Annotated in this window: 20 protein-coding genes; 3 read left to right on the top strand and 17 right to left on the bottom strand. The window is 74.3% G+C overall.

Features of this window, described 5'->3' with window-relative positions; translation table 11 throughout:
• Positions 1-4: 4 nt before the first annotated feature.
• Both RY076_RS21755 and aspS read right to left on the bottom strand, forming a co-directional pair.
• Positions 5-1,705: a peptide-N4-asparagine amidase gene (locus tag RY076_RS21755; RefSeq protein ID WP_323101722.1), complete on the bottom strand. Its 1,701-nt coding sequence runs from the start codon at positions 1,703-1,705 to the stop codon at positions 5-7.
• A 79-nt stretch (positions 1,706-1,784) separates the two neighbouring features.
• Complete coding sequence (gene aspS / locus RY076_RS21750) at positions 1,785-3,614, bottom strand: aspartate--tRNA ligase (protein WP_323101719.1); 1,830 nt, start codon at positions 3,612-3,614, stop codon at positions 1,785-1,787.
• Positions 3,615-3,745: 131 nt separating this feature from the next.
• On the opposite strand from aspS, the gene RY076_RS21745 reads away from it, so the two are divergent.
• Both RY076_RS21745 and helR read left to right on the top strand, forming a co-directional pair.
• Positions 3,746-4,834 (top strand): acyltransferase family protein, encoded by a 1,089-nt coding sequence (locus RY076_RS21745; protein ID WP_323101718.1) that lies wholly within the window; start codon positions 3,746-3,748, stop codon positions 4,832-4,834.
• A gap of 96 nt (positions 4,835-4,930) precedes the next feature.
• Positions 4,931-7,135: an RNA polymerase recycling motor ATPase HelR gene (gene helR, locus RY076_RS21740; protein WP_323101716.1), complete on the top strand. Its 2,205-nt coding sequence runs from the start codon at positions 4,931-4,933 to the stop codon at positions 7,133-7,135.
• Positions 7,136-7,163: 28 nt separating this feature from the next.
• On the opposite strand, the gene RY076_RS21735 is transcribed toward helR, so the two are convergent.
• Positions 7,164-8,078 carry a LysR family transcriptional regulator gene (locus RY076_RS21735; RefSeq protein ID WP_323101714.1) on the bottom strand — a complete coding sequence of 305 codons (915 nt, stop codon included), beginning with the start codon at positions 8,076-8,078 and terminating at the stop codon, positions 7,164-7,166.
• A 73-nt stretch (positions 8,079-8,151) separates the two neighbouring features.
• Here RY076_RS21735 and RY076_RS21730 point away from each other — a divergent pair, with 73 nt between their 5' ends.
• Positions 8,152-9,147, top strand: coding sequence for an EamA family transporter (locus RY076_RS21730; protein WP_323101713.1), 996 nt, complete (start codon positions 8,152-8,154; stop codon positions 9,145-9,147).
• On the opposite strand, the gene RY076_RS21725 is transcribed toward RY076_RS21730, so the two are convergent.
• The 14 genes from RY076_RS21725 to RY076_RS21660 all read right to left on the bottom strand — a co-directional run bounded on the left by RY076_RS21725 (position 9,046) and on the right by RY076_RS21660 (position 23,708).
• The gene (locus tag RY076_RS21725; protein ID WP_323101712.1) at positions 9,046-9,468 is read right to left on the bottom strand and encodes a YchJ family protein; all 423 of its coding nucleotides are present in this window, start codon (positions 9,466-9,468) and stop codon (positions 9,046-9,048) included. The two genes, RY076_RS21730 and RY076_RS21725, sit on opposite strands and share 102 nt — an antisense overlap.
• Before the next feature lie 22 nt (positions 9,469-9,490).
• A complete protein-coding gene (locus RY076_RS21720; protein ID WP_323101710.1) occupies positions 9,491-10,192 on the bottom strand; it encodes an NUDIX hydrolase in 702 nt (233 codons plus the stop codon).
• 3 nt (positions 10,193-10,195) lie between these two features.
• Positions 10,196-11,968, bottom strand: coding sequence for a CTP synthase (locus RY076_RS21715; protein WP_323101707.1), 1,773 nt, complete (start codon positions 11,966-11,968; stop codon positions 10,196-10,198).
• A 16-nt stretch (positions 11,969-11,984) separates the two neighbouring features.
• Entirely contained in the window at positions 11,985-13,079 is a 1,095-nt protein-coding gene (locus RY076_RS21710) for a glycosyltransferase family 4 protein (protein WP_323101704.1), read from the bottom strand.
• Positions 13,076-14,812: a murein biosynthesis integral membrane protein MurJ gene (gene murJ, locus RY076_RS21705; RefSeq protein ID WP_323101703.1), complete on the bottom strand. Its 1,737-nt coding sequence runs from the start codon at positions 14,810-14,812 to the stop codon at positions 13,076-13,078. Before murJ ends, RY076_RS21710 begins: the two co-directional genes overlap by 4 nt.
• Entirely contained in the window at positions 14,809-15,657 is an 849-nt protein-coding gene (locus RY076_RS21700) for a hypothetical protein (RefSeq protein ID WP_323101699.1), read from the bottom strand. Before RY076_RS21700 ends, murJ begins: the two co-directional genes overlap by 4 nt.
• Entirely contained in the window at positions 15,654-16,598 is a 945-nt protein-coding gene (locus RY076_RS21695) for a copper transporter (protein ID WP_323101698.1), read from the bottom strand. The genes RY076_RS21700 and RY076_RS21695 overlap by 4 nt, the downstream gene beginning before the upstream one ends.
• On the bottom strand, positions 16,595-17,776 hold the full coding sequence (gene steA / locus RY076_RS21690) for a putative cytokinetic ring protein SteA (RefSeq protein ID WP_323101696.1): 1,182 nt from the start codon (positions 17,774-17,776) through the stop codon (positions 16,595-16,597). The genes RY076_RS21695 and steA overlap by 4 nt, the downstream gene beginning before the upstream one ends.
• Before the next feature lie 68 nt (positions 17,777-17,844).
• Positions 17,845-19,683 (bottom strand): DNA repair protein RecN, encoded by a 1,839-nt coding sequence (gene recN / locus RY076_RS21685; RefSeq protein ID WP_323101694.1) that lies wholly within the window; start codon positions 19,681-19,683, stop codon positions 17,845-17,847.
• Positions 19,684-19,693: 10 nt separating this feature from the next.
• The gene (locus RY076_RS21680; RefSeq protein WP_323101691.1) at positions 19,694-20,668 is read right to left on the bottom strand and encodes an NAD kinase; all 975 of its coding nucleotides are present in this window, start codon (positions 20,666-20,668) and stop codon (positions 19,694-19,696) included.
• The gene (locus tag RY076_RS21675) at positions 20,665-21,480 is read right to left on the bottom strand and encodes a TlyA family RNA methyltransferase (RefSeq protein ID WP_323101689.1); all 816 of its coding nucleotides are present in this window, start codon (positions 21,478-21,480) and stop codon (positions 20,665-20,667) included. The genes RY076_RS21680 and RY076_RS21675 overlap by 4 nt, the downstream gene beginning before the upstream one ends.
• Positions 21,477-21,917 (bottom strand): hypothetical protein, encoded by a 441-nt coding sequence (locus RY076_RS21670; protein WP_323101687.1) that lies wholly within the window; start codon positions 21,915-21,917, stop codon positions 21,477-21,479. The genes RY076_RS21675 and RY076_RS21670 overlap by 4 nt, the downstream gene beginning before the upstream one ends.
• 32 nt (positions 21,918-21,949) lie before the next feature.
• Positions 21,950-22,990: an HAD-IIA family hydrolase gene (locus tag RY076_RS21665; protein WP_323101686.1), complete on the bottom strand. Its 1,041-nt coding sequence runs from the start codon at positions 22,988-22,990 to the stop codon at positions 21,950-21,952.
• Positions 22,983-23,708: a tetratricopeptide repeat protein gene (locus RY076_RS21660; protein WP_323101685.1), complete on the bottom strand. Its 726-nt coding sequence runs from the start codon at positions 23,706-23,708 to the stop codon at positions 22,983-22,985. The genes RY076_RS21665 and RY076_RS21660 overlap by 8 nt, the downstream gene beginning before the upstream one ends.
• Positions 23,709-25,160: the final 1,452 nt, after the last annotated feature.

Raw genomic sequence — 25,160 nt, 5'->3', positions numbered from 1 at the left:
CACCTCAGCCGACGGCATCGGTGACGAACGTGCCGTTGACCGCGCGGAGCCGGCGCTCCCACGACGTCCTGGGCCGCCCGAGGGTGCTCTCGATGACGGTGGCGCGGGCGCTCGTGTCGGCCGTCGCGTGGCGCTGGTCGCGCGGCACGCCGTAGATCCAGGCCGCACGCCCGTCGTACGAGGACGTCTCGGCGCTGCTCGACAGCTGCGCCCCGCCCCGGGTCAGCGATGTCGCGCGCTGCCACGAGATGGCGAGGTCGCCGGTGACGTCGTACGCGCCGGCGATGCCGCTGTGCGGGTGGAAGCCGAGGACGCCGTCCTTGTCCCACCGGTGCGTCGTCCGCTCGACGGTCGGGGTGCCGTTGCCGTGACTCGTCGCGACCGACTGGGTGTCGGTCCACGTCGCCTTGAGCGTGTCGTCGGCCTCGTCGTCGGTCCACGAGTGGCGCGAGGTGTTCGACAGGCTTCGCGTGACGCTGGTCGTCACCGGGCCACGCGAGGTCGACAGCGTTCCCGTGACATGGAATTCGCGCGTCGCGTCGAGGTCGACGTGGCCCGCCTTGTCGCCGGAACCGCTCACCGTGCTCTCCAGGACGGGGTCGCCTCCCGACGCGGTACCGGTGCTGCCGGTGACGACGCCCCGGCCGGCGTCGCGCCACACGCGGAAGCGCGGCGACAGCGTCCACCCGCCCTGGCCCGCCGGGAGCCCGACGACCGAGAGGCGTACGTCGTGGGCTCGACCGTCGTTGAGCCGACCGAGGAACGGCGTGAGGTCGTACCCGAGCGGCGGGATGTCGAAGGCCTTCGGCGAGGGGATCGTGTACCAGAGGAAGGGGTTGCTCCATCCGCCCGTGTAGACGACCGGGTAGGGCGCCGCGATCCCGGCCAGCCGGCCGTCGATGCGCACGTCGACCTCGCGGTAGGGCAGGCCGTCCGGGCACGAGTAGCCAGTGCTCGCAGGGGCGCTCGTGTCCCAGAACTCCTCGCAGCCGCCACCGGAGCCGGTCGCGAAGACGTCGGCGAGCAGCCGCGTCGAGTTGCGCGGCACGGTGAGCGAACCGACGAGGTCGGTGCCGTCGCGCGAGGTGTCCGTCAGCGGCAGGACGGCGTCGGAGGTCTGGGCGGCGGGTGCCGAGGGGTCCGTCGTGTAGAAGTCGAGGTCGACGGTCACGTGGATGACGCCGGTGTACGTGGAGTCGACGACGTTGCCGATGAAGGCCTGCACCTGCTGCGGGTCGCGCAGCAGCGGCGCCAGCTCGGTGACGTCCTTCTCGACGTGCCAGCCGATCCCCTCGGGGCTCGGCTCGGGCGTCGAGAGCGTCAGCATCCGCACTCCCCCGACGTCGACGTAGCCGATGCGGTCGAACTGCCGCCCGGCCACCGACCCGTCGAGGCGCATGACGACCTTCGACCACGACCCCGCGCAGGCAGCCGGGGGCGAGTAGGCCCGGCTGTGCACGTCGAAGTCGTCGAACGCCTCGTCGACGACGCGCACCGTGCAGTGCCGCGTCGAGGGCACGTCCACCGGCGGCTCCGGGGTGCGCGGGTCGTCCCAGTCAGTGCCGAACTCCGCCGGTGGGCTCGCGGCTGCGGTGCTCGGCGGGGCGCCCGAGGGTGAGGCGGCAGCGGCGCCGCCCACGCCCGTGAGGGCGAGGACGGCGCCGAGGGCCGTGGCGGTGAGGTGTCGCAGGCGGGGGGTGCGCATGTCTGCCGACGCTAGGACCGCCCGGGTCAAGGTGGGGTAAAGCGGACCGGACAGGTCACCGGACAGCCACCCCGCCGCGTCAGCTGCGCGCCGGGCTGACCCCGGGCGCACCCTGCGGAGCGGGGGCCGACGCGGCCGGCTTGGCGTCGACACCGGCCTCCTTGCGCTGCTGGGGGGTGATCGGTGCCGGGGCCGCGGTCAGCGGGTCGTAGCCGCCACCGGACTTCGGGAAGGCGATGACGTCGCGGATCGACTCCGTGCCGGCGAGCAGCGACACGATGCGGTCCCAGCCGAAGGCGATGCCGCCGTGCGGCGGGGCGCCGTACAGGAACGCCTCGAGGAGGAAGCCGAACTTCTCCTGCGCCTCCTCCTGCGAGATGCCCATGACCTGGAAGACGCGCTCCTGCACGTCACGACTGTGGATACGGATCGAGCCGCCGCCGATCTCGTTGCCGTTGCAGACCATGTCGTAGGCGTAGGCGAGCGCCGAGCCGGGGTCGGTGTCGAAGGTGTCCTCGAACTCCTTCTTCGGCGAGGTGAACGCGTGGTGCACCGCGGTCCAGGCGCTGTAGCCGAGGGCGACGTCGCCGGAGGCCGTGGCGTCGGCGGCCGGCTCGAAGAGCGGCGCGTCGAGCACCCAGAGGAAGCTCCAGGCGTCCTCGTCGATGAGGTCGCAGCGTCGGCCGATCTCGAGGCGGGCCGCACCGAGCAGCGCCCGGCTCGCCTTGGTCGCGCCGGCGGCGAAGAAGATGCAGTCGCCCGGCTGGGCGCCGACGTGCGCGGCGAGGCCGGCCCGCTCGGCGTCGGTGAGGTTCTTGGCGACCGGGCCGCCGAGCTCGCCGTCCTCCTGGACGAGGACGTAGGCCAGGCCCTTGGCGCCGCGCTGCTTGGCCCACTCCTGCCACGCGTCGAGCTGCTTGCGCGGCTGGCTCGCGCCGCCGGGCATGACGACGGCGCCGACGTACTCGGCCTGGAAGACGCGGAACGTCGTGTCGGCGAAGTAGTCGGTGCACTCGACGAGCTCGTTGCCGAAACGCAGGTCGGGCTTGTCCGAGCCGTAGCGGGCCATCGCCTCGGCGTAGGTCATCTGCAGGAACGGCGTGGTGAGGTCGACGTCGATGAGGGACCAGATCTCGCGGACGACCTCCTCGGCGAGCTCGATGACGTCGGCCTGCTCGACGAAGCTCATCTCGATGTCGAGCTGGGTGAATTCCGGCTGGCGGTCGGCGCGGAAGTCCTCGTCGCGGTAGCAGCGCGCGATCTGGTAGTAGCGCTCCATGCCGGCGACCATGAGCAGCTGCTTGAACAGCTGCGGGCTCTGCGGCAGGGCGTACCAGGAGCCCGGGGCGAGACGGGCCGGCACGAGGAAGTCGCGGGCCCCCTCCGGCGTCGAGCGGGTCAGCGTCGGGGTCTCGATCTCGACGAAGTCGCGGGCGCCGAGCACCTTGCGGGCGGCGGCGTTGACCTTCGAGCGCAGCCGGATCGCCGCGCCGGCCGAGCTGGCGCCGGGGCGGCGCAGGTCGAGGTAACGGTGCTTGAGGCGCGCCTCCTCGCCGACGGTGACCCGCTCGTCGATCTGGAAGGGCAGAGCGGCACTCGGGTTGAGCACCTCGAGCTGCTCGACGATGACCTCGATGTCGCCCGTGGGCAGGTCGGGGTTGGCGTTGCCCTCCGGGCGCACGCGCACCTCGCCGGTGACGCGGACGCAGAACTCGTTGCGGACGTCGTGGGCGCCGCCCTCGGCGAGCACCTCGTCGCGGGCGACGACCTGGGCGACGCCGGACGCGTCGCGCAGGTCGAGGAAGGCGACCCCGCCGTGGTCTCGACGCCGCGCCACCCAACCGGTGAGGGTAACGGTCTGGCCTGCGTGGTCGGCACGGAGCGTGCCGGCCTCGTGAGTGCGGAGCACGGAGGATCCTTCCGAGGACGGGTGGGGGGTTGCGACGCGTGGGGCCGCTGGGATTCGGGTGGCCCGGTACGCGGTCGGCGTACGGCACCGAGGTTTCATCCTAGACCGGGTCCGCCCCTAGCCTTGTCCGCGTGCAGCACACCCGAAACCGTGACCTCGACGGCGTCCGTGGCCTCGCGATCCTCCTCGTCATGGCCTCGCACTCGGGGCTGCCGGTGCGCTGGGGCGGACTGTCCGGCGTCACGCTCTTCTTCGTCCTGTCCGGCTACCTCATCACCAGCCTGCTCCTGCGGGAGTGGGGCCGGTGGGGTTCGGTCAGCCTGTGGCGGTTCTGGGGTCGGCGCGCCGTGCGACTGCTGCCCGCGCTGCTGCTGCTCCTCGCGCTCGTTCCCCTGCTGCTCTGGGCCACCGGCGACCCCCGCCTCGCCGGGCACCCCGTCGCGGCCCTGGCGTCGGTGCTCTACGTCGGCAACTGGGTGCGGATCGCCGGAACCGACCTCGGGGTGCTCAACCACCTGTGGTCGCTGTCGGTCGAGGAGCAGTTCTACGTCGTCTGGCCGCTCGTCTTCATCGCGCTCATGACGTGGCAGCGGGCCCGGGCCTTCGGGGTGGTGCTGACCCTCGCCGCCGTCGCCACGTTCTACAGCGTCTGGACCCAGGGCACGTTCATCCGCCTCGACATCTCCACCGAGACCAACGTCTTCGCGCTGCTCCTCGGCGTCGCCCTCGCGTTCGGCCTGGCCGAGCTCGCCTCGCGCGGCATCACGCTCCCCCGGGCCAACCCGCTCGTGCCGTTCGTCGTGCTCGTCGCGGTGTCGGCGTTCCCGGGCCACGGCATCGAGGTCGACCACCCGCTGTTCCGGCCGCTCGGTGCCGTGTTCGCGCTCATGGGCGTCTGGCTCGTCTACGCCGCGACGGCCGGGCACTCACGGGTCGTCGGGTCCCGGCTCATGGTCTTCTTCGGCACCATAAGCTACGCGCTGTACCTGTGGCACCAGACCCTCATCAACAGCCTGCTTCTCGGCGAGCACTCGGTGCCGCGCAACCTCGCGCTCATCGCCGCGGCGGTGCTCGTCTCCTGGCTGTCGTGGGTGCTGCTCGAGCGCCCCCTCGGGCGCCTGCGCGAGCCGCTGCGCCTCGACCAGCCGTCCCGGCGCCAGCGCACCTTCGCCGAACGCGAGAAGGAGAGGGACGACTCCCTCTCCACCTCCAACGTATAGCGCACAGGGGGTCTTGCGGCAAGGCCCCGGTCGTGGCGCAGAATCACGGGCCGAGGCCGTCGAGGGGGCGGCCCGGCCCTGATCGGAGCTGATGCGTTGAGCCCGCTGACCACCCACGCCTTCGACCTTCCCACCCGCCTGGCCCACAAGGCCGACCCGGACCTCGTCGCCGACGACGAGGCCCACTTCGCCGCGATCGCCGAGACCCTCGAGCAGACCGTGGCCGACCTCAACGACCGGCTCGACGCCGCCCGGAAGGCCCCGGCGGGCCACGGGCAGACCGCGCTCGAGCGCGACCAGGAGGTGCACCGGCTCACCGCCCGGCTGCGCACGCTGCGCCGCTTCGGGCTCGACCTCTGCCTCGGGCACATGGTGCCCTCCGCCGACGCGCCGCGGGGCGCCGAACCGGTGTACGTCGGCCGTCTCGGGCTGACCGACGCCTCCGGCCGGCGCCTGCTCGTCGACTGGCGCTCCCCCGCGGCCGAACCGTTCTTCGGCGCGACGCACGCCAACCCGATGGGCCTGGAGAGCCGCCGCCGCTACCGCTGGACCCGCGGACGCGTCAGCGACTACTGGGACGAGGTCTTCACGCCAGAGACGTTCGCCTCGCACGCCTCGCTCGACGACCAGTCGGCCTTCGTCGCCAGCCTCGGCGCGGAGCGTTCGGAGCGGATGCGCGACGTGCTCGGCACCATTCAGGCCGACCAGGACGCCATCATCCGGGCCGGCTCTCGAGGCGCGCTCGTCGTCGACGGCGGCCCCGGCACGGGCAAGACCGTCGTCGCCCTGCACCGGACCGCCTACCTGCTCTACTCCGACCCGCGCCTCGGTCACCGACGCGGAGGCGTCCTCTTCGTCGGCCCGCACGAGCCGTACCTCGCCTACGTCTCGGACGTCCTGCCGAGCCTCGGCGAGGAGGGCGTGCAGACGTGCACGCTGCGCGACCTGCTGCCGGAGGGCGCGACGGCACGGTCCGAGACCGACGCCGAGGTGGCCCGGCTCAAGGCGTCCGCCGACTGGGTCGGCGCGATCGACCGAGCCGTTCGCTTCTATGAGGAGACACCGGACTCCGGGCTCGAGGTGTCGACGCCGTGGGCCGACCTGTGGCTCTCGACGGGCGACTGGGCCACAGCCGTCGCGGCCGTCGAGCCGGGCACGCCGCACCACGAGGCGCGCGACCAGGTGCTCGACGAGGTCGCCGAGATCCTCGTCGCGAAGTACGAGGCCGACCACGACCCCGACGACACCGACGACACCGACAGCGCCGACGAGGGCACCGCGTCGCCCGACCAGCTGCGCCGGGCCGTGCTGCGCGACGAGGACCTGCTCGCGGCGCTCGGCCGGGCCTGGCCGAGCATCGATGCGACCGACCTCGTCGGCGACCTCTGGTCGGTGCCGGCCTACCTGCACCTCGCGGCGCCGTGGCTCACCCGGGAGGAGATCCGCGCCCTGCAGCGTCCCGACGGGCAGGCATGGACGGTCTCGGACCTGCCGATCCTCGACCTCGCCCGGCAGCGGCTCGGCGACCCGGGCGCGTCCGCGCGCCGCCGGCACAAGGAGGCGGCGCTCGCGGCCGAACGCGAGGAGCGCGCCAAGGTCGTCGAGCACCTCATCGCCTCGGACGACTCCGAGATGCACGTCATGTCGATGCTGCGCGGCGAGGACCTGGCCGGTGCCCTCGACGACGGGGACGTCGTGCCGGGCGTCGACGCCGACCTGCTCGCGGGGCCGTTCGCGCACGTCGTCGTCGACGAGGCGCAGGAGCTGACCGACGCCGAGTGGCAGATGCTGCTGGCCCGCTGCCCCTCACGCAGCCTGACGGTCGTCGGCGACCGCGCCCAGGCCCGGCACGGGTTCACCGAGACGTGGCAGGAGCGGCTCTCCCGCATCGGGCTCGACCGGGTCACCCTCGCCTCGCTGACCGTCAACTACCGCACACCGCGCGAGGTCATGGCGCAGGCCGAGCCGGTGATCCGCGCGGCCCTGCCCGACGCCAACGTGCCGACCTCGATCCGCGAGAGCGGACGGCCTGTCGTGCACGGCACCCGCTCCGACCTCGAGCGACTGCTCGCCCAGTGGCTGGACGACCACGCCGAGGGCGTCGCGTGCGTCATCGGCGACGCGTCGTTCGCCGAGCGCCCGCGGGTGCGGTCGCTCGCGCCGGAGCTGGCCAAGGGCCTCGAGTTCGACCTCGTCGTCCTCGTCGAGCCCGAGCGGTTCGGCACCGGCATCGAAGGAGCGGTCGACCGGTACGTCGCCATGACGCGGGCCACCCAGCAGCTCGTGGTGCTCGAGGGCTGAGGCTCGTCGCGGACCTCGGCCTCGGCACCTACGCCGGGCTGAGGTCCCGCGACGCTTCTGCCGCAAGGGCTTCCACGGCAGCGGCGAGCGCCGGGCTGGCCGTCATGGTGCGGCGCCACACGAGGCTCACGGTGCGCTCGGACACGGGGTCGACGATGGGGACGGCGACGACGGTCGAGGGCAGCGGCCCGCGACCGAGCCGTGGCACGAGCGCGATCGCCTCGCCGTGCGCGACGAGCGCCACGTGCGTCGCGAACTCGAGGGCGACGTGCCCGATGCGTGGCGCCCGGCCGACGTCGAAGTACATCTTCTGCAGCCACTGGTGGCAGATCGACCCCGGCGCGACGCTGGCCCACTCCTCGTCGAGGACGTCGCCGACGCCGATGCTCGTTCGCCCCGCGAGCGGGTGGTCGACGTGGACGAGCACGTCGGCGCGGTCGCGGCCGAGGTGGCGCACCTCGAGGTGGTCGGGGATGGCGAGCGGGAGCGGCTCCCAGTTGTGCACGAGCGCGAGGTCGTGCGCCCCCGACGCGACGGCGTCGACGGCGTCCCACGGGTCGATCTCGTCGGGGCGCAGCTCGACGCCGGGGGCCGCCGCGCGCAGCCGGCCGAGGGCCCCGACGACGATCCCCCGGTAGGCGGTGGCGAAGGTCGCGAGACGGACCGTGCCGACCGCAGCGCCGCTGACACCGTGCAGGCGCGACTCGAGCCGCTCCATGTGCGAGAGCAGGTCGCGCGCGGACTCGCACAGGGTGCGCCCGGCCTCGGTGAGCAGCACGCCACGGCCCTGGCGCTCGAGCAGTTGCACGCCGGTCTGGCTCTCGAGCCGCTTGATCTGCTGCGACACGGCGCTGGGGGTGTAGTCGAGGGCGGTGGCGGCCGCGCCGACCGAGCCGTGGGTCTCGACGGCGACGAGCGAACGCAGGGCGACCGGGTCGATCATGCAGCAATGCTACACAGTGGATGGCATGACAGTTTGATGGACGTGAACGGTTGCGCTCCCCCACGATGGGGCCATGCGCCGCCGTGACACCGCCCTCGCCGTCCTCGTCGCCCTGCTCTGGGGCACGAACTTCGTCGCGATCCGCACCGGCCTCGACTCGGTCCCGCCCCTGCTGTTCCTCGCGGTCCGGTTCGTCGTCGTCTGCGTCCCGGCGGTGTTCCTGGTGCGGCGACCGGCGCTGCCGTGGCGCGACCTCGCCCTCATCGGCATCTTCACCAGCCTGGGGCAGTTCGCCCTGATGTACGTCTCGCTGCACCTCGGCATGCCGCCCGGCCTGGCCTCGCTCGTGCTGCAGGCGCAGGTGCTGCTCACCGTCGTGATCGCCGCGGTGTGGCTGCGCGAGCGCCCGTCCACGGCCCAGCGCATCGGCGTCGCCCTCGGCGGTGCCGGCCTGCTCACCATCGCCGCCGGCCGCGGCCTCTCCGCTCCCCTGCTGCCGCTCGTCGTCCTCGTCCTCGCCGCCGTTTCATGGGCCGTCGGCAACGTCCTGACCCGGCGCGCCGGCGCGCTCGGACCGGGCTCCGGGCTGGGCGTCGTCGTCTGGTCCGGGCTCGTCGTGCCGCTGCCGGCCCTCACGCTGTCGCTGCTGCTCGAGGGCCCGGACTCCATCGGCCACGCCCTGACGCACGTCCAGTGGCCGGCGCTGGTCTCGACGGCGTACACCGCCTACCTGTCCTCGCTCGTCGGCTACGGCATCTGGAGCACGCTGCTCGCGCGCTACCCCGTCGCGCGCGTCACGCCGTTCGCGATGCTCGTGCCGGTCTTCGGGATGGCGGCCGCCGGGCTCGTCTACGCCGAGCGCCCGCACCCGCTCGAGCTGACAGGGGGCGTCCTGCTCCTCGGCGGCGTCGGCGTGGCGGTGCTGCGGCGTCGGACAAGCGCCCGGCGCGCGACCACCGCGGACGCCTCAGTCGTGGTCGCCGTCGACGTAGAGCCAGCGCCCGCCCCTGCGGGAGAACCGGCTGACCTCGTGCAGCTCGCCCCGACCCGCGCCGCCGGGGCCGGCTGACCGGACCCCGCGGCCGTCCCACGACGCGACGAACTCGACGACGCCGTGGTCGTCCTCGGGCCCACCGTCCACGGTGCGCAGGACCGTGAGGCCGGTCCACCGCGTCGACGGGTCGAGGTCTACGGTGCCCGGACGCGTCCGCGGGTGCCACGTGCGGAAGAGGTGGTCGGCCGCGCCGGTGGCGAAGGCGGTGTAGCGCGATCGCATCAGCTCCTCGGCCGTCTCGGCGAGACGTCCACCGTCGACGACGGGGCCGCAGCACCGCGCGAGGTCGAGGCCGTTGCCGCACGGGCACGCCTGTGCCCCGGTCGAACCCGTCACCTCGTGCACCGACCGCTCGCTCTCAACGTCGCGCGGCCTGGGCCTCGCGCGCCGGCCAGGCGGCGTCGCGCGGACGCAGCGAGGCCCAGCCGCCGCTTCGGGAGGCGTGCGCGGCGAGCAGCCCGACGAGCGTCGCCGAGTTGCTGATGCGCCCCGCGAGCGCCGCCTCGACGGCGTCGTCGAGGGGCACCCACAGCGGGCGCAGGGTCATCTCCTCGGCGGTGCGCTCGTGGCGGTCGGCGTCGGGCACGTCGTGCAGCCCACGAGCCAGGAACACCCGGACCGTCTCGCCGAACGCGCCGGGCGAGGTGACGTCGTCGGCGAGGACGTGCCAGTCGTCGGCGAGCAGGTCGACCTCCTCGGCGAGCTCGCGGGAGGCGGCCTGCCACGGCGGCTCCCCCGCGACGTCGAGCAGCCCGGCCGGCAGCTCCCAGACGAAGCCGGTCGAGGCGTGCCGGTACTGCTGGATGAGCAGCACGTGCGGGGCGCCGCCGACCTCGCGCAGGGCGAGGACGGCGACGGCGCCCGGGTGCTCGATGTAGTCGCGGGTCACGACGCCGCCGTCGCCGAGGTCGACCCGGTCACGTCGGACGTCGAAGATGAGCCCCTCGAAGACGAGCCGGGAGTCGAGGACCGGGTGGCTGCGCCACTCCTCGACGACGTCCTCGCCCGAGCCGATCGGCGCGGACAGGCCGGAGCGGCCCGCCATGTCGGAGGGGCTCACGCGTCAGTCGTGGTCGGCGGAGACGGCGACCGGTACGGGCGACGCGTCGGGCTCGACGGCCGGCTCGAGGTCATGCGCGGCGTCCGTGGCCTCCGTAGCGGCCTCCGAGCGACGACGCTCCACCTCGACGAGCCGCTCACCGCGCTGGCGCTCGAGCGCCGCGCCGATGAGGCCGGCGAAGAGCGGGTGGGCGCGGTTCGGGCGCGACAGGAACTCCGGGTGGGCCTGCGTCGACACGTAGTACGGGTGCACGTCTCGGGGCAGCTCGACGAACTCGACGAGCGTGCCGTCGGGCGAGGTGCCCGAGAACACGAGGCCGGCCTTCTCGAGGTCAGCGCGGTAGGCGTTGTTGACCTCGTAGCGGTGCCGGTGGCGCTCCTTGACCTCGGCCTGGCCGTAGGCCTCGCGCACGACGCTGCCCTCCTTGAGGGCCGCCGGGTAGAGGCCGAGGCGCATCGTGCCGCCGAGGTCGCCGGCGCCCTCGACGAACGCCTTCTGCTCCTCCATCGTCGCGATGACCGGGTGCTGGGTCTGCGGGTCGAACTCCGTCGAGCTCGCGTCGGCGACGCCGAGCTCGGTGCGGGCGAACTCGATGACCATGCACTGGAGGCCGAGGCAGATGCCGAGGGTCGGCACCTGCTTCTCGCGGGCCCACGACAGCGCGCCGAGCTTGCCCTCGATGCCGCGCACCCCGAAGCCGCCGGGCACGAGGATCGCGTCGACGCCGCCGAGGGCGCGCTGGGCACCGGCCGGCGTCTGGCACTCGTCGCTCGCGACCCAGCGGATGTTGACCTTGGCGTCGTGGTGGAAGCCGCCGGCGCGCAGGGCCTCGGTGACCGACAGGTACGCGTCGGGCAGGTCGATGTACTTGCCGACGAGCGCGACCTCGACCTCGTGCTCGGGGTCGTGGACGCGCTGGAGCAGCTGGTCCCACTCGGTCCAGTCGACGTCGCGGAAGTTGAGGCCCAGGCGGCGGATGACGTAGGCGTCGAGGCGCTCGCGGTGCAGGACCTTCGGGATGTCGTAGATGCTCGGGGCGTCGACGGCCGCGGCGACCGCGTCGACGTCGACGTCGCACATGAGCGAGATCTTGCGCTTGATCGGCTCCGGGATCTCGCGGTCGGCACGCAGCACGAGGCCGTCGGGCTGGATACCGACCTGGCGCAGCGCCGCCACCGAGTGCTGCGTCGGCTTCGTCTTCAGCTCGCCGCTCGGGGCCAGGTACGGCACGAGCGAGACGTGGAGGAAGAAGCTGTTGTCGCGGCCGATGAGGTGGCGCACCTGGCGGGCGGCCTCGAGGAAGGGCAGCGACTCGATGTCGCCGACCGTGCCGCCGATCTCGGTGATGATGACGTCCGGGGCGTCGGGGCCGCCGGTCGCGAGCGCCCGCATCCGCGACACGATCTCGTTCGTGATGTGCGGGATGACCTGGACGGTGTCGCCGAGGTACTCGCCGCGGCGTTCCTTGGCGATGACGTTGTTGTAGACCTGTCCGGTCGTGACGTTCGCGCTGCCGACGAGGTTGACGTCGAGGAAGCGCTCGTAGTGACCGATGTCGAGGTCGGTCTCCGCGCCGTCGTCGGTCACGAAGACCTCGCCGTGCTGGAACGGGTTCATCGTCCCTGGGTCGACGTTGAGATAGGGATCGAGCTTCTGCATCGTCACGCGCAGACCGCGCGAACGGAGAAGTCGTCCGAGGCTGGATGCCGTGAGGCCCTTGCCGAGCGAAGAGGCCACGCCCCCGGTCACAAAGATGTGCTTCGTCGTTTCCACCACGGGCTTTAAGTCTACGTCATCCGCGGAGCAGCTCGGTGTAGCGCTCGCCCCACCGGCGCGCCTCGTCCTCCGGAGTGGCCCAGCCGCCCGCCTCGACGCGTGCCGCGAGGCCCAGCGCGTGGCGTGACCCGGGGTCGGCGAGCAGGCGGTCCACCTGCTCCGCGAGGGCGTCGGCGTCACCGACGGGCACGAGAACGCCGGCGTCGCGGACCAGACCGGGCAGCCCCCCGGTGCGGGGCACGACGACCGGCAGCGCGGCCGCCATCGCCTCCTGGACGACGAGCGCGCGGGCCTCCCAGCGGCTCGCGAGGACGAACACGTCGGCGGCTCGCAGCCAGAGCTCGACGTCGCTGCGGGCGCCGACGAGGTGCACGGGGGCGGCGGCACTGGCTGCGCGGGCTGCGAGCCCGGCGCGCAGACCGGCGTCGCCGTCGCCGACGACGACCCACGTGGCCGGCTCCGCGGACACTGCGGCGGCCTCGACGAGGGTGTCGAGCTGCTTCTGGGGCGCGATGCGGGACACGGTGAGCACGACCGGCCGATCGGGCGGGACGCCGGCCGACGCCAGCAGCTCGGTCCGCTCGCGGTCACCGAGGGCGTCGGCCGTGAGCAGCGACGCGGTGCGCGGCGAGGGGACGTCGGCCGCCTCCACGCGTCGGGCGCCGAGGGCGCGGGCGAGGTCGACGAGATCGGGGCTGGCTCCCGTGACGAGGTCGGCCCGTCGCAGGGCCCACCCCACGAGGTCGCGAGCCCGTCGCCGTGCGCCGGGCGGCAGGTCGTTGTGCAGCGAGACGACGAGACGCGGGCGGGGACGGGCCCTGGCGACCGCGACGGCCGCGACGACCGCGGCCTGGTGGCCGTGGGCGTGGACGACGTCGGCCCCGGAGGCCAGCCGCATGATCCGGTGCCAGTCGAACAGGCCACGCGGGGCACGCAGCCCGCGGTGGACCGGCCACAGCCGCCGCGCGTCGGTCCAGCCGAGCGCCTCGGCGGTCGAGGCCGCCGTGACGACCACGACCTCGTGGCCGGTGTCGCGGAGCCCGGCGACGAGGTCGCCGACGTGGGCGCCGATGCCGCCGGTGGAGTGGCCCAGCACCATGAGGACCCTCACGGGGCGTCCTGACCGTCGACGACCGTGGAGCCGGCGCTCGCGGGGGCAGGGTCCGCTGTCCCGGCGCCGGAGCCGACCCGGTCCCGGCGCAGCCGGCGCAGGAGCGACGGATCCACGGCAAGAGCCAGACCCGCCATGAGGACGATGGCGAGCGCGCCGACGGCGAGCCCGAGGACGAGGCTGCCGCCGAGCGACCGGCCGAAGCCGTGGATCTCGAGCAGCCCCGAGACGCCACGACCCGCGAGGCCGGCCACGACTGCGCCGACGGTCGTGGCGAGCAGCGGCCGGAACGGCACGGCCAGCGCCCGCCCTCCCCACGAGGCGGCGACGAGGACGGCGAGGGCGACCGCTCCGAGGAGCAGTCCGGCGCTCGTCGACGCCGCGAGCACCCGCAGCGTGGTCGGGCCGCCCGCGCCGGCGGGGTCGAGCACCAGCAGGGCGATCACCGCGGAGGCGAGCCAGCCGCCGGCCGCGAGGGCGCCGGCGAGCACGGCCGAGCCGCGCACGTAGGACGCGCGGGTCAGCAGGCCGATGACCGCGAGGCCGAGGACCGACGGAGCGAACAGGGTCACGGCGTCCCCCATGGAGACCAGGGTGTCGATCGTCGAGTCGTCCTGGGCTCCGGCGTCGAGGTTCGCGAAGAACCAGCCGACGGGACGGGCCACGGCCACGAGCCCGGCGACGCCGGCGACCCCGACGACGAGGGTCGCGAGCCAGGCCCGGCGCAGCGTCGCGACGGCCTCGGCACCGGCGGCAGGCCTCGCCGCGCCGGCGGCCCCGGCGAGCGACGGGAACGCCGCGGTGGCGAGCGGGACGGCGAGCACGGCGTACGGCAGGAGCATCACGGCCTGCGCGTACGTGTAGACGTTGAGCGTTCCGGCGCCGCCGCGGTCGTTGGCCAGCCGGATCACGACGAGGGTGGCCACCTGCTGGCCGGCGACGGCGAGCAGGCCGGCGACGGCGAGGGTCCGCACCCGAGCGCCGACCCCGGACGGGAACCGGAGCCGGGGCCGCAGCCGGATGCCCGCACGGCGCACCGGCACCAGCAGCGGCACGCCGAGGGCCAGCACGCCGAGCGTCGTGCCACCGGCCAGCACCGCGATCGCGCCGCCGGGCACGGCGGGGATCTCGGCCGCCGGGTCGGCCACGAGCGCCCGGTAGAGCAGGTAGGTGGCGATGACGACGAGGCTCGACAGCAGCGGGGCGAGCGCCGGGCCGACGAAGCGCCGATGGGCCTGGAGCACGCCGGCCAGGACGATGGCGAGGCCGTAGAGGGGCACCTGGGCGGCGAAGACGACGAGCAGCTCGGCGCCGAGGTCGACCTCGGCCGCGCAGCCGGTGCCGAGCAGCGCCGACGCGATCGGGCGGGCCGCGAGCGCGACGAGCAGCCCGAGGGGCACGAGGACGAGCACGACCCAGGTGAGCAGCGCCGACGCCGTGGTGTCGGCATCGTGCCGGGCACCGCGGGCCAGCGCCCCGGCGACGAGCGGTACGGCGACGGCGGCGAGCACGCCTCCCGCGGCGATCTCGAACAGGACGTTGGGCACCGCGTTGACCGACTGGTAGACGCTGCCGACGCACGTCGCACCCACCGAGTGCGAGAAGACGAACCACCGGCCGAAGCCGACGACGCGGGCCACCAAGGTGATGACGGCGATGGTTCCGGCTGCGGCGAACATGCCGGCGCCGGGGAGGCGCCGCCCGGCGGGTCCGCCCGTGGCCGGTGCGCTCACCGCGGGCTCCTGCCCCACTCGTCGACGGCGCGCAGCACCCGGTTGCCCTCGATGACGCGGGTGAAGCTGACGCGTTCGGAGGCGAGCGTCAGGGCGGTGAGCCCGGCCAGGGCGACCACCCGACCGGCGAGCCCGAAGCGTTCGACGACCGCGAGCCCGACGAGGGCTCCCGCGGCGTTCGCGCCGGTGTCGCCGAGCATCGAACGCGCGGCGAGGTCGTCACCGACGACTCCGAGGGACGCGCCGAGGGCGGCTGCGCCGGAGGTCGTGCCGACGAGCGGCGCCGCGGCGACGACGGTGACCTTGAGGGCCCGGCCCGGGCGCAGGTCGAAGAGGTTGACGGCGTTGGCAGCCCCCGCCACGACCGCGCCCCCGACGAGCGTCGCGAGGGCTCCCCCGCGCGGACGGCGGTCAGGTTCTGACAGGTCGGACAGGGCGGCCGCGACGAGGCCGGTGGCGGCGAGGCCGACGACCTTGACGGCGCCGGTCGTCACCTCGCCGCGGCGCAGGGCGCCGAGGTGGCCGCGCAGCCCCTTGTCGGCCGTCCCGCCGGCGAGGTCGTCGAGGGCGCCGAGGGCACCCGCCGCGGCGGCCGCGACGGCGACGGCGGCGCGGTGCGCCGGGCGCATCGGCCGCACCGCCGGGGCCAGCGCCGCGCCGGCGAGCGCGCCCACGACGAACGCCGGACCCTCGAGGAGGGTGACGCTGCGGCCGGCGTGGTTGGTCCGTTCCCAGGGCTGCGCGAGCGGCCGCGAGAGGCGGCGAGCCGACCGGCTCGTGGCCCACGCGGCGGCAGCGGAGGCGGCGACGGCGAGGAGGGGCCCGCCACGTCGCCGGACCGTCACGGCAGGACCCTCGGCACGGTCGCCGTCGCTCCGGACGAGATGCCGTAGTGGCCCACCCGGTCGTCGAGCAGGCCCTCGACGGCGAGCACGACGACGGCGGGGCCGTTGCCCGCGCGGGCGTGGTCGACCGTGGCGACGACGTCGGCGGTCTCCGACTTGGAGCGGACGGCCGCCACGGCGTCCGACGACGCCGGCTGACCGGCGGCCGCCACCGGCTCGCCGCCCGCGACGACGGTGCCGTTGGAGCCCGACGCGAGCCCGGAGACGATGGATCGGATGTTGTCGCTGCGGGTGTCGACGGCGGCCTGCGTGCCCGCGAAGTCGCCCGAGACCACGACCGCGAGGTCGGCGGGCGCGAGGTCGTCGGCGCTGCTGTCGACGAGGCCGGCGTCGGTGAGCACCTTGAGCGCGGCCGTGCGCTGGGCCGAGGACGTCGTCTCGCTGCGGGACACGAGCAGGTGCGTCAACACCTCGTCGAGCAGGGCGTCCCCCGACGCGTTGGTGTGCAGCCCGAGGGCGGCCGCCGACGCCTTGGCCGCCTGCTCGCGGTCGGCGGCCTGGGACGGGTCGAACCAGTCCTGGCTCACGGTGACGGTCCCGGTGCTCGTCGCCCCGCTCTGGGGGACGACGTTCTCGAGGCTGTCGGCGAGTGACCCGTCGGCCGACGGGAGCACGACGGTGACGACCCGGTGGCCGGTCAGACGCCCCTGCACGACGCGCGGCTGGACGGCTGTCTCGTACTCGTCGGAGGCCTCGACGAGCTTCTCGCTCGTCGTCAGCTTGTCGTTGAGGGTCTGCTTCTCCGAGCGGAGCGCGATGACCTGGTCGCCGAGGGTGTCCCCGATCGTCGACTGCAGCGGCCCGGCGCCGAGGACGATGCCGACGGCGAGCGCGAGGAAGATCGAGATGATGGAGACGAGGTGGTAGCGGAAGTCGATCACGTGAAGATCCCAACGATGGCGTTCCAGAGGTCGTCCCAGCGTGCGGCGACGACCTGCAGCCACGCCTCCCCGCCGGGCGTCGCCGCGAGGGCGGCGAACAGGGCGAGCAGGCCGGCGATGCACATGGCGACGAGCAGCCGTCCGGGGATGCGGGCCCGGTAGAGGCGGCTGACCCCCTTGGCGTCGACGAGCTTGCCGCCGACGCGCAGGCGGGTCAGGAAGGTCGAGGCCTGCCCGTCGCGGCCCTTGTCGAGGAACTCGACGAGGGTGACGTGCGTGCCCACGGCGACGATGAGCTCGGCGCCGGCGTCGTCGGCGAGCAGCATGGCGACGTCCTCGCTCGTGCCTGCGGCCGGGAAGACGACCGGCTCGATGCCGAGGGCCTGCACCCGGGCCAGGCCGGGGGCGCGACCGTCGCGGTAGGCGTGCACGACGACCTCGGCGCCGCAGGTCAGCGCCTGGTCGGACACCGAGTCCATGTCGCCGACGATGAGGTCGGGCTTGTGCCCCGCCTCGAGGATCGCGTCGGCGCCGCCGTCGACGCCGATGAGGACGGGGCGGTACTCGCGGATGTAGGGCCGCAGCGTCTCGAGGTCCTCGCGGTAGTGGTAGCCGCGGACGACGATGAGGCAGTGCCGGCCGTCGATCTCGGTGGTGATCGGCGGGATGCCGATGCCGTCGAGGAGCAGGTCGCGCTCCTTGCGGATGAACTCCATGGTGTTCGTCGCGAAGGCCTCGATCTGCACCGCGAGACCGGCTCGCGCCTCGTGCATGTCGGCCGCCACGGCCTCGGCGTCGAGGAGCCGTCCGGTCGCGACCCTGCGCTCCCCGGCCCACAGGTCGTCGCCGTCGAGGCGCAGCGACGCACCGTCCTCGAGGTCCATGACGTCATGGCCCGCCGCGTCGAGCAGCGGGATGCCGGCCTCGACGAGGATCTGCGGGCCCAGGTTGGGGTAGCGCCCGCTGATCGACGCCGCGGCGTTGACGACCGCGGCCGGGCGGGCCGTCACGAGCGCGTCGGCGCTGACCTTGTCGAGGTCGGTGTGGTCGATGACGGCGATGTCGCCGGGCTGCAGCCGCTTCGTGAGGTTCTTGGTGCGGCGGTCGACGCGCGCAGGACCGACCACGCCCGGACCGGAGTCGGGGACGTGGCCGCGGCGGCGGATGGAGATCGACATGGCAGGCCAATCCTTCCACGTCGGCCCGAACCCGCCGTCACGGCTCGTCGGCGGTGGGACGGGGCGCGTCAGGACGCCTTGCTCCGCTCCTTCGACCGGCCCGCCGCGCGCCGCTTGCCGGTGGTCGACGCCGCACGGCCGCGTGCCGGCTTCCGGGTGGCCTCGGCGCGGGCCGACGCCGTCTGCTCGAGGAGGTCCTCGGCGTGGGCCAGGCCCGCCTCGGAGTCGGGGTCGCCGCCCATCATCCGCGAGAGCTCACGGAGCCGGTCCGGGCCCTCGACGGTGCTGACGCTGCTCGTGGTGACGCGTCCGTCGTCCGCCTTGTGCACGACGAGGTGCCGGTCGGCGAAGGCCGCGACCTGGGCCAGGTGGGTGACGACGATGACCTGCGCCTGCTCGGCCAGGGCCGCCAGCCGGGCGCCGACGTCGAGGGCCGCACGACCACCGACGCCGGCGTCGACCTCGTCAAAGACGAAGGTCGGCGGTCCGGACGTCGCCGTGTGCGCGCCGACCACCTCGAGCGCGAGCATGACGCGGGACAGCTCTCCACCGCTGGCGGCTCGGGCGACGCTCCTCGGCTGGGCGCCGGCGTTGGCGGCGAGGAGGATCTCGATGTCGTCGATCCCCGTGCGGGACAGGCGCACCCGGTCTCCACCCGGCAACGCCGTGCCCTCGGGGTCGATGCGGTGGCGGACGTCGACGGCCAGCACCGCCTTGCCCATGGACAGGTGCGCGAGCTCGTCGGACACACGGGTCGCGAACTCCTGCGCGGCGGCGCGACGGGCGTCGGACAGCGCGACCGACGCCGCGACCAGCTCGGCCTCGAGCGCGTCGAGCTCGGTGGCCAGGCCGGCGACCCGGTCGTCGGCGCGGACGAGCTCGTCGAGGCGCGCGGCCGAGCGCTGCCCCCAGGCGAGCACTTCGTCGACGGTCTCGCCGTACTTGCGGGTCAGCGCGCCGAGCGACGCGCGTCGCTGCTGGACGAAGGAGAGCCGCTCGGGGTCGAGCTCGACGTCGTCGAGGTAGGCGGCGAGGTCGGCCGAGAGCTCGGTGACGAGCGTGCCGACCTCGTGGAGCCGCTCGTCGAGGCCGCGCAGGGCCTCGTCGTGGTCGGTGGCCGGAGCCAGTGCCGAACGGGCGCCGGAGAGCAGCTCGCGGACGTTGGGCGCCGACTCGGCGGCGATCTCGTCGCCGCTGAGGTCGGCGAGGGCCTGCCCGGCCGCGAGGCGCAGCGTGTCGGCGTGGGCCAGCCGCTCGTCCTCGGCACGCAGCGTGAGGTCCTCCCCCGGCTGGGGGTCGACGGCCTCGATCTCCTCGAGGGAGGCGGTCAACCCGTCGATCTCGCGGGCCCGCTCACGCGCCTCGCCCACGAGCCGCTCGTGCTCCCGACGCGTGTCGCGCCAGCGGTCGTGCAGGGCGCCGACGCGCTCGCGCAGCTCGTGCAGGGGCGGGCCACCGAAGTCGTCGAGGACCTCACGGTGCGCGTCGCCCTGCTTGAGCCGCCACTGGTCGGCCTGGCCGTGCACGGCCACGAGCAGCTCGCCGAGCTCGGCGAGCACCCCGACCGGGGCGGTGCGGCCCCCGACGTGGGCGCGGCTGCGACCGGTGGCCGCGATGGTGCGGGCGATGACGAGCTCGCCGTCGTCGTGCTCGGCGCCGGCGTCGTCGGCGCGCGCGAGGGCCGGGTGGTCGGGCGGCAGCTGGACGACGCCCTCGACGAAGGCGGAGTCGGCGCCGGCGCGCACGAGCCCGGAGTCGGCGCGCTCGCCGAGCAGGAGCCCGAGGCCGGACACCACCATCGTCTTGCCGGCACCGGTCTCACCGGTGAGCACGTTGAGACCGGGACTGAGGTCGAGGACGGCCTCGTCGATGACCCCGACGCCGCGGATCCGCATCTGGCTGAACACGGGACCCACCTTAGGGCCGGGCACCCCCAACGGCCGGGGGCTTGTCCCCCGACAGGCCCGACGCGTCGATCTGACCGGGCTGCACGGCGTCGCCGTTGCCCCGCCAGCCCTCGACGGAGAGGTCGAACTTGGCCACGAGCCGGTCGGTGAACGGGGCCCTGCTCAGCCGGGCGAGGCGGACCGGGCGGATGCCCTTGCGCACCTCGATCCGGGCCCCCGGGGGCAGGGCGACGTGGCGGCGGCCGTCGCACCACATGACCCCGGAGCCCTCGGTGGCCGCCTTGATCTCGATCGCGAGGTGGGAGTCGGGGCCGAGCACGAGCGGACGGGCGAAGAGCGCGTGCGCGGCGCTCGGCACGAGCAGCATCGCCTCGACCTGGGGCCAGATGACCGGGCCCCCGGCGGAGAAGGCGTACGCGGTCGAGCCGGTCGGCGTGGAGACGATGACGCCGTCGCACCCCCAGCTCTGCAGCGGTCGGCCGTCGACCTCGATCGTCGCCTCGAGCATCCGCTCGCGGGCGGCCTTCTCGACACTGACCTCGTTGAGCGCCCAGCTGCTGGCGATGAGCTCGCCGTGCAGCTTGGCGTCGACGTGCAGCGTCATGCGCTCCTCGACGGCGTAGTTGTTCGTGGCGATGTGCTCGACGGTGGCGTCGAGGTCGTCGCGCTCGGCCTCGGCGAGGAAGCCGACGTGCCCGAGGTTGACGCCGAGCAGCGGCACGTCGACGCGCCGGGCGAACTCGGCCCCGCGCAGGATCGTGCCGTCGCCGCCGAGGACGACGACGAGGTCGCACCCCTCGGCGACCTGCTCCTCCCTGGAGGCGACGTGGACGCGGGCGCTGTCCTTGAGGTCGAGGGCCTGCGCCTCCTCGGTCTGCAGCGACACGTCGATGCCGAGGTGGGTCAGGCGTTCGACAACCCCCTTGGCGACCGCCAGCGCCTCGGGTCGGCGCGGATGGGCCACGAGCAGGATCCGACGCGTCACGGCGCTCCTTCCGGGTCGAGGGCCTCCAGCATGTCATCGACGCCGTCCGTTCCGGCCCCGGGGTCGGTGCCGGGTACGGGCCTCGGTGCGAGCCAGAAGAGGAACTCGCGGTTGCCGTCGGTGCCGGTGATGGGGCTCGCCGCGGCACCGTGCAGGTGCAGCCCGAGCTGCGCGGCCACGGCCGCGACCTCGCGAAGCACGCGTCGGTGCTCGTGCACCGAGGTCACGACGCCCTTGCGGCCGAGCCGCTCCCGCCCGACCTCGAACTGCGGCTTGACGAGGACGACGAGGTCGCCGTCGTCGGTGACGAGCGGGCGCATGGCCGGCAGCGCGATGGCCAGCGAGATGAAGGACAGGTCGGAGACGACGAGGTCGAACGCCCCGCCGAGGCCGGCCACGTCGACGTCGCGGATGTTGGTGCCGGGCAGGTCGCGCACGCGCGGGTCCTCCGCCAGGGACGCGACGAGCTGGCCGTGCCCGACGTCGAGGGCCGTCACGTGCGCGGCGCCGTGCTCGAGGAGCACCTGGGTGAAGCCTCCTGTGCTCGCGCCGACGTCGAGGCAGCGGCGGCCCTCGACCCGCACCGGCCAGGTGTCGAGCGCGTGGAGCAGCTTGAGCGCGGCCCGGCCGACCCAGTGGTCGGGCTCGCGCGTCAGGGTGATCGTCGTGTCGTCGTCGACCGGAGCGGACGCCTTGGCGGCCGGGCGGCCGTCGACGAGGACGCTCGCGGCGTCGACGAGCTCACGGGCCTGGGCCCGGGACCGGGCCAGCCCTCGACGCACGAGCTCGGCGTCGAGCCTGCGGGCGCTCACGCCTCGCCGAGGCCGCCCAGCCGGCCCTGCAGGAGCCGGTGGGCGCGCTCCCCCGCCTCGATGCGCGCCTCGAACGAACCCGCCTGTGCCACAGCGAGCTCGGTCATCGCCTCGTCGATGGCGGTGTCGCCGGTGGCCGGAGCCTCGGGCACCGGGCGGTCGTCGAAGGCCGGCTCGAAGGGCACCTCGGCGTCGTCATCGGTGTCGGCTTCGGTGTCGTCGTCCGCGTCGCCGGGGTCGTCAGTGCCGGAGTCGTAGGTGTCGTCCCAGACGTCGCCGGTGTTGTCGGCCCCGATGTCCCCAGTGTCGTCGGCGTCGTCGGCGTCCACCGGGTCGACCTCGTTCGCCAGCTCGAAGGACGCATCGTCGCTCCCGTCGTGGTCGAGCTCGGGCGTGGCTGCGTCCGCGTCGGCCTGTCGGGGTTCGTCGCCGAACATGTCGTCCTCCGTCGTCGTGGGTTCCGCTCGGGTCAGGCTAGCGGGTGCCCGGCCGCGAGTCGGTCGAGGCGGCTGCCCGCGGCGGCGAGCCGCGCGCCGGCCGGTCCGGCGTCGCGACGCTCCACGAGCGCCGCCAGCCCGGCGCGTAGCAGGTCGCCGCTGTCGGCACCGGCCTCCACCACCTCGAAGTCGTCGTCGCGCACGCGGACCCGGCTGGCACCACATGACCAGCCGTCTTGCTGCCGGCTCGGCAGCTCGAGGGGCGCTAGGAGGTCGGAGAGGCAGCGCACGACGACCGTCGGGCGCAGGTCGGTGTCGAGCAAGTCGCTGGGGCGACCGACGCCCGTGAGCACCCACGCCGAGTCGGTGCCGGCGGCACGAGCGCCGGCGATGTCGGTGTCGAGCCGGTCGCCCACGGCGAGCACCTGCGAGGGTTCGGCCCCGAGCCGGGCGGTCGCCAGCTGGTAGAGCGGCGCGTGCGGCTTGCCGACGACGTCCGGCCGGCGGCCGACGGCGGATGCGAGCAGGTCGACGTAGGCGCCGTTGCCGGGCGCGTCACCCCACGGGAGGGGCAGGGTCGCGTCGTCGTTCGTCGCCACCCACGGGATGCCCGAGCCGAGCAGCCGCGCAGCCCGCTCGAAGTCGAGCACGGTCAGGCCGCGGCCGAAGCCTTGCAGGACAGCCGTGCATGGGACGTCCGGCGCCTCGCCGAGCTCCTGCGGAGTGACGGGGCACAGGCCGGCACGCTCCAGCGCCTCGGCGACGCCGGGGCCGCCGAGGGCGAGCACCCGCGAGCCGGGGTCGAGCGTGGACGCGAGCCGTTCGGCCCCGGCCTGGGCACTGGTGACGACGTCGTCCGCGCCCCCGGGGGCGCCGAGACCAGCCAGCTGGTCGGCGACATCCGAGGGTACGCGTGAGGCGTTGTTCGTCGCGTAGACGACGGCGATGCCGCGGGCGACGATGTCCTGCAAGGCTTTCGGCGCACCGTCGACGGCATCGTCACCGCGGTAGACGACGCCGTCGAGGTCGCAGACGACTCCCGTGTAGCCGTCGACGAAGGCCCGGTCAGTCACGCTCGCGCGGGTCGTCCGTCTCGGCGTCGGAGCCGGACTCGTCCTCGTCGTCCTCACCCTCGAGCAGGTCGGTGAGGTCGATCCCGTCGAGCTCCTCGAGGCGCTCGGCCGCGTCGGTCGTCAGGTCGTGGTCGGCGTCGGCGGCGCGGGCGAACCACTCGCGCGCACCGTCGGCGTTGCCGGCGCCGAGGAGGGCGTCGGCGTACGCGTAGTAGAGGCGTGCTGCGAGCGGCCGGTTGGGGTTGACCCGCTTGACCAGGTCGGACAGGCCCGCGGCCGCGGCGTCGAGCTGGCCAAGGTCGCGGCGGATGCCGGAGACGACGATCGCGAGCTCGACGCGGTCGTCGACAGCGAGGTTCTGGGCCTCCGGGGTCTGGGCGAGCTCGAGGGCCTTGGAGAGTCGGCCCAGGCCACGCTCGCAGTCGACCATGAGCGGCAGCAGGTGGCTCGAACCGGACAGGCGGCGGACCGTGCGGAACTCACCGAGCGCCCGGGCCCAGTCACCCATGCGGTAGGCGACGAGGCCGAGCGCCTCGCGGGCGGCCGGCACGCGACCGGCGCGGCGCACGGCCGTCTCCGCGTGGGCGAGGGCAGCCTCGACGTCGACGTCGAGCAGCTCAGCCACCATGACGAGGTGCTGTGCCACGCCCTCGGCGTTCTCCTTGGACAGGGTGCGCAGCTGGTTCTTGACGCCGCGGTCGAGCTCGAAGCCCGTCACGCCCTCGGGGATGGCCGGCTCCGGCCTGCGCGGGGACTTCGGCGTCAGGCGCGAACCACCGCGCTGCTCCGGAGCGCGGTCACGGTCGTCACGACGCGGCCGGCCACCCGAGCGGTCCCGGTCGCGATCCTTGCCGTACGAGGACNGCGCGGGGACTTCGGCGTCAGGCGCGAACCACCGCGCTGCTCCGGAGCGCGGTCACGGTCGTCACGACGCGGCCGGCCACCCGAGCGGTCCCGGTCGCGATCCTTGCCGTACGAGGACGGGCGGTCGCTGCGGCGGTCGTCGCCACGGTTTCCGCCGTAGGGAGGACGGTCGCCATCGCGGCGGCGGTCGCCGCCGTAGGAGGGGCGGTCTCCGTCGCGGCGGCGGTCGCCACCGTAGGAGGGGCGGTCTCCGTCGCGGCGGCGGTCACCGCCGTAGGAGGGGCGGTCTCCGTCGCGGCGGCGGTCGCCACCGTAGGAGGGGCGGTCTCCGTCGCGGCGGCGGTCACCGCCGTAGGAGGGGCGGTCTCCGTCGCGGCGGCGGTCGCCACCGTAGGAGGGGCGGTCTCCGTCGCGGCGGCGGTCACCGCCGTAGGAGGGGCGGTCTCCGTCGCGGCGGCGGTCGCCACCGTAGGAGGGGCGGTCTCCGTCGCGGCGGCGGTCACCGCCGTAGGAGGGGCGGTCTCCGTCGCGGCGGCGGTCGCCACCGTAGGAGGGGCGGTCTCCGTCGNCCGCCGTAGGAGGGGCGGTCGCTGCGGCGGTCGTCGCCACGGTTTCCGCCGTAGGAGGGACGGTCACCATCCCGGCGGCGGTCGCCGCCGTAGGAGGGGCGGTCGCTGCGGCGGTCGTCGCCACGGTTTGCGCCGTAGGAGGGCCGGTCGCCATCACGGCGGCGGTCGCCGCCGGAGGCGGGGCGGTCGCTGCGGCGGTCGTCGCCACGGTTTGCGCCGTAGGAGGGCCGGTCGCCATCACGGCGGCGGTCGCCGCCGGAGGCGGGGCGGTCGCTGCGGCGGTCGTCGCCACGGTTTGCGCCGTAGGAGGGCCGGTCGCCATCACGGCGGCGGTCGCCGCCGGAGGCGGGGCGGTCGCTGCGGCGGTCGTCGCCACGGTTTCCGCCGTAGGAGGGCCGGTCGCCGTCACGGCGGCGGTCACCGCCGTGGGAGGGTCGGTCGCTGCGTCGGTCGTCGCGACGGTCTCCACCGGTTCGACCGCCTCGGTCGCCGTCGGAGCGTCGCGGGCCGTCACGGCGGTCGCCCCGGCGGTCGTCGGAACCGCGGTCGTGGGAGCGTCGTCGGTCGTCGTCGCCGTACTGGTCGCTCATGTCGTCATCCTTCCGCGCCGGCCGCGCCGGCGCCACTTCCTGGGCACAAAAAAGGGAGCGCCCCAGTCGGATCAATGAAGTTCCGTCTGGGGCGCTCAACCAATGTGTGTCCGGCTGCGTCCTACTCTCCCACACCGTCACCAGTGC

Source organism: Intrasporangium zincisolvens (assembly GCF_034724055.1).
In the GTDB taxonomy this organism is placed as follows: domain Bacteria; phylum Actinomycetota; class Actinomycetes; order Actinomycetales; family Dermatophilaceae; genus Monashia; species Monashia zincisolvens.
The sequence above is the reverse complement of the archived record's forward strand: the minus strand, read 5'-3'. Positions and strand labels throughout refer to the sequence as shown.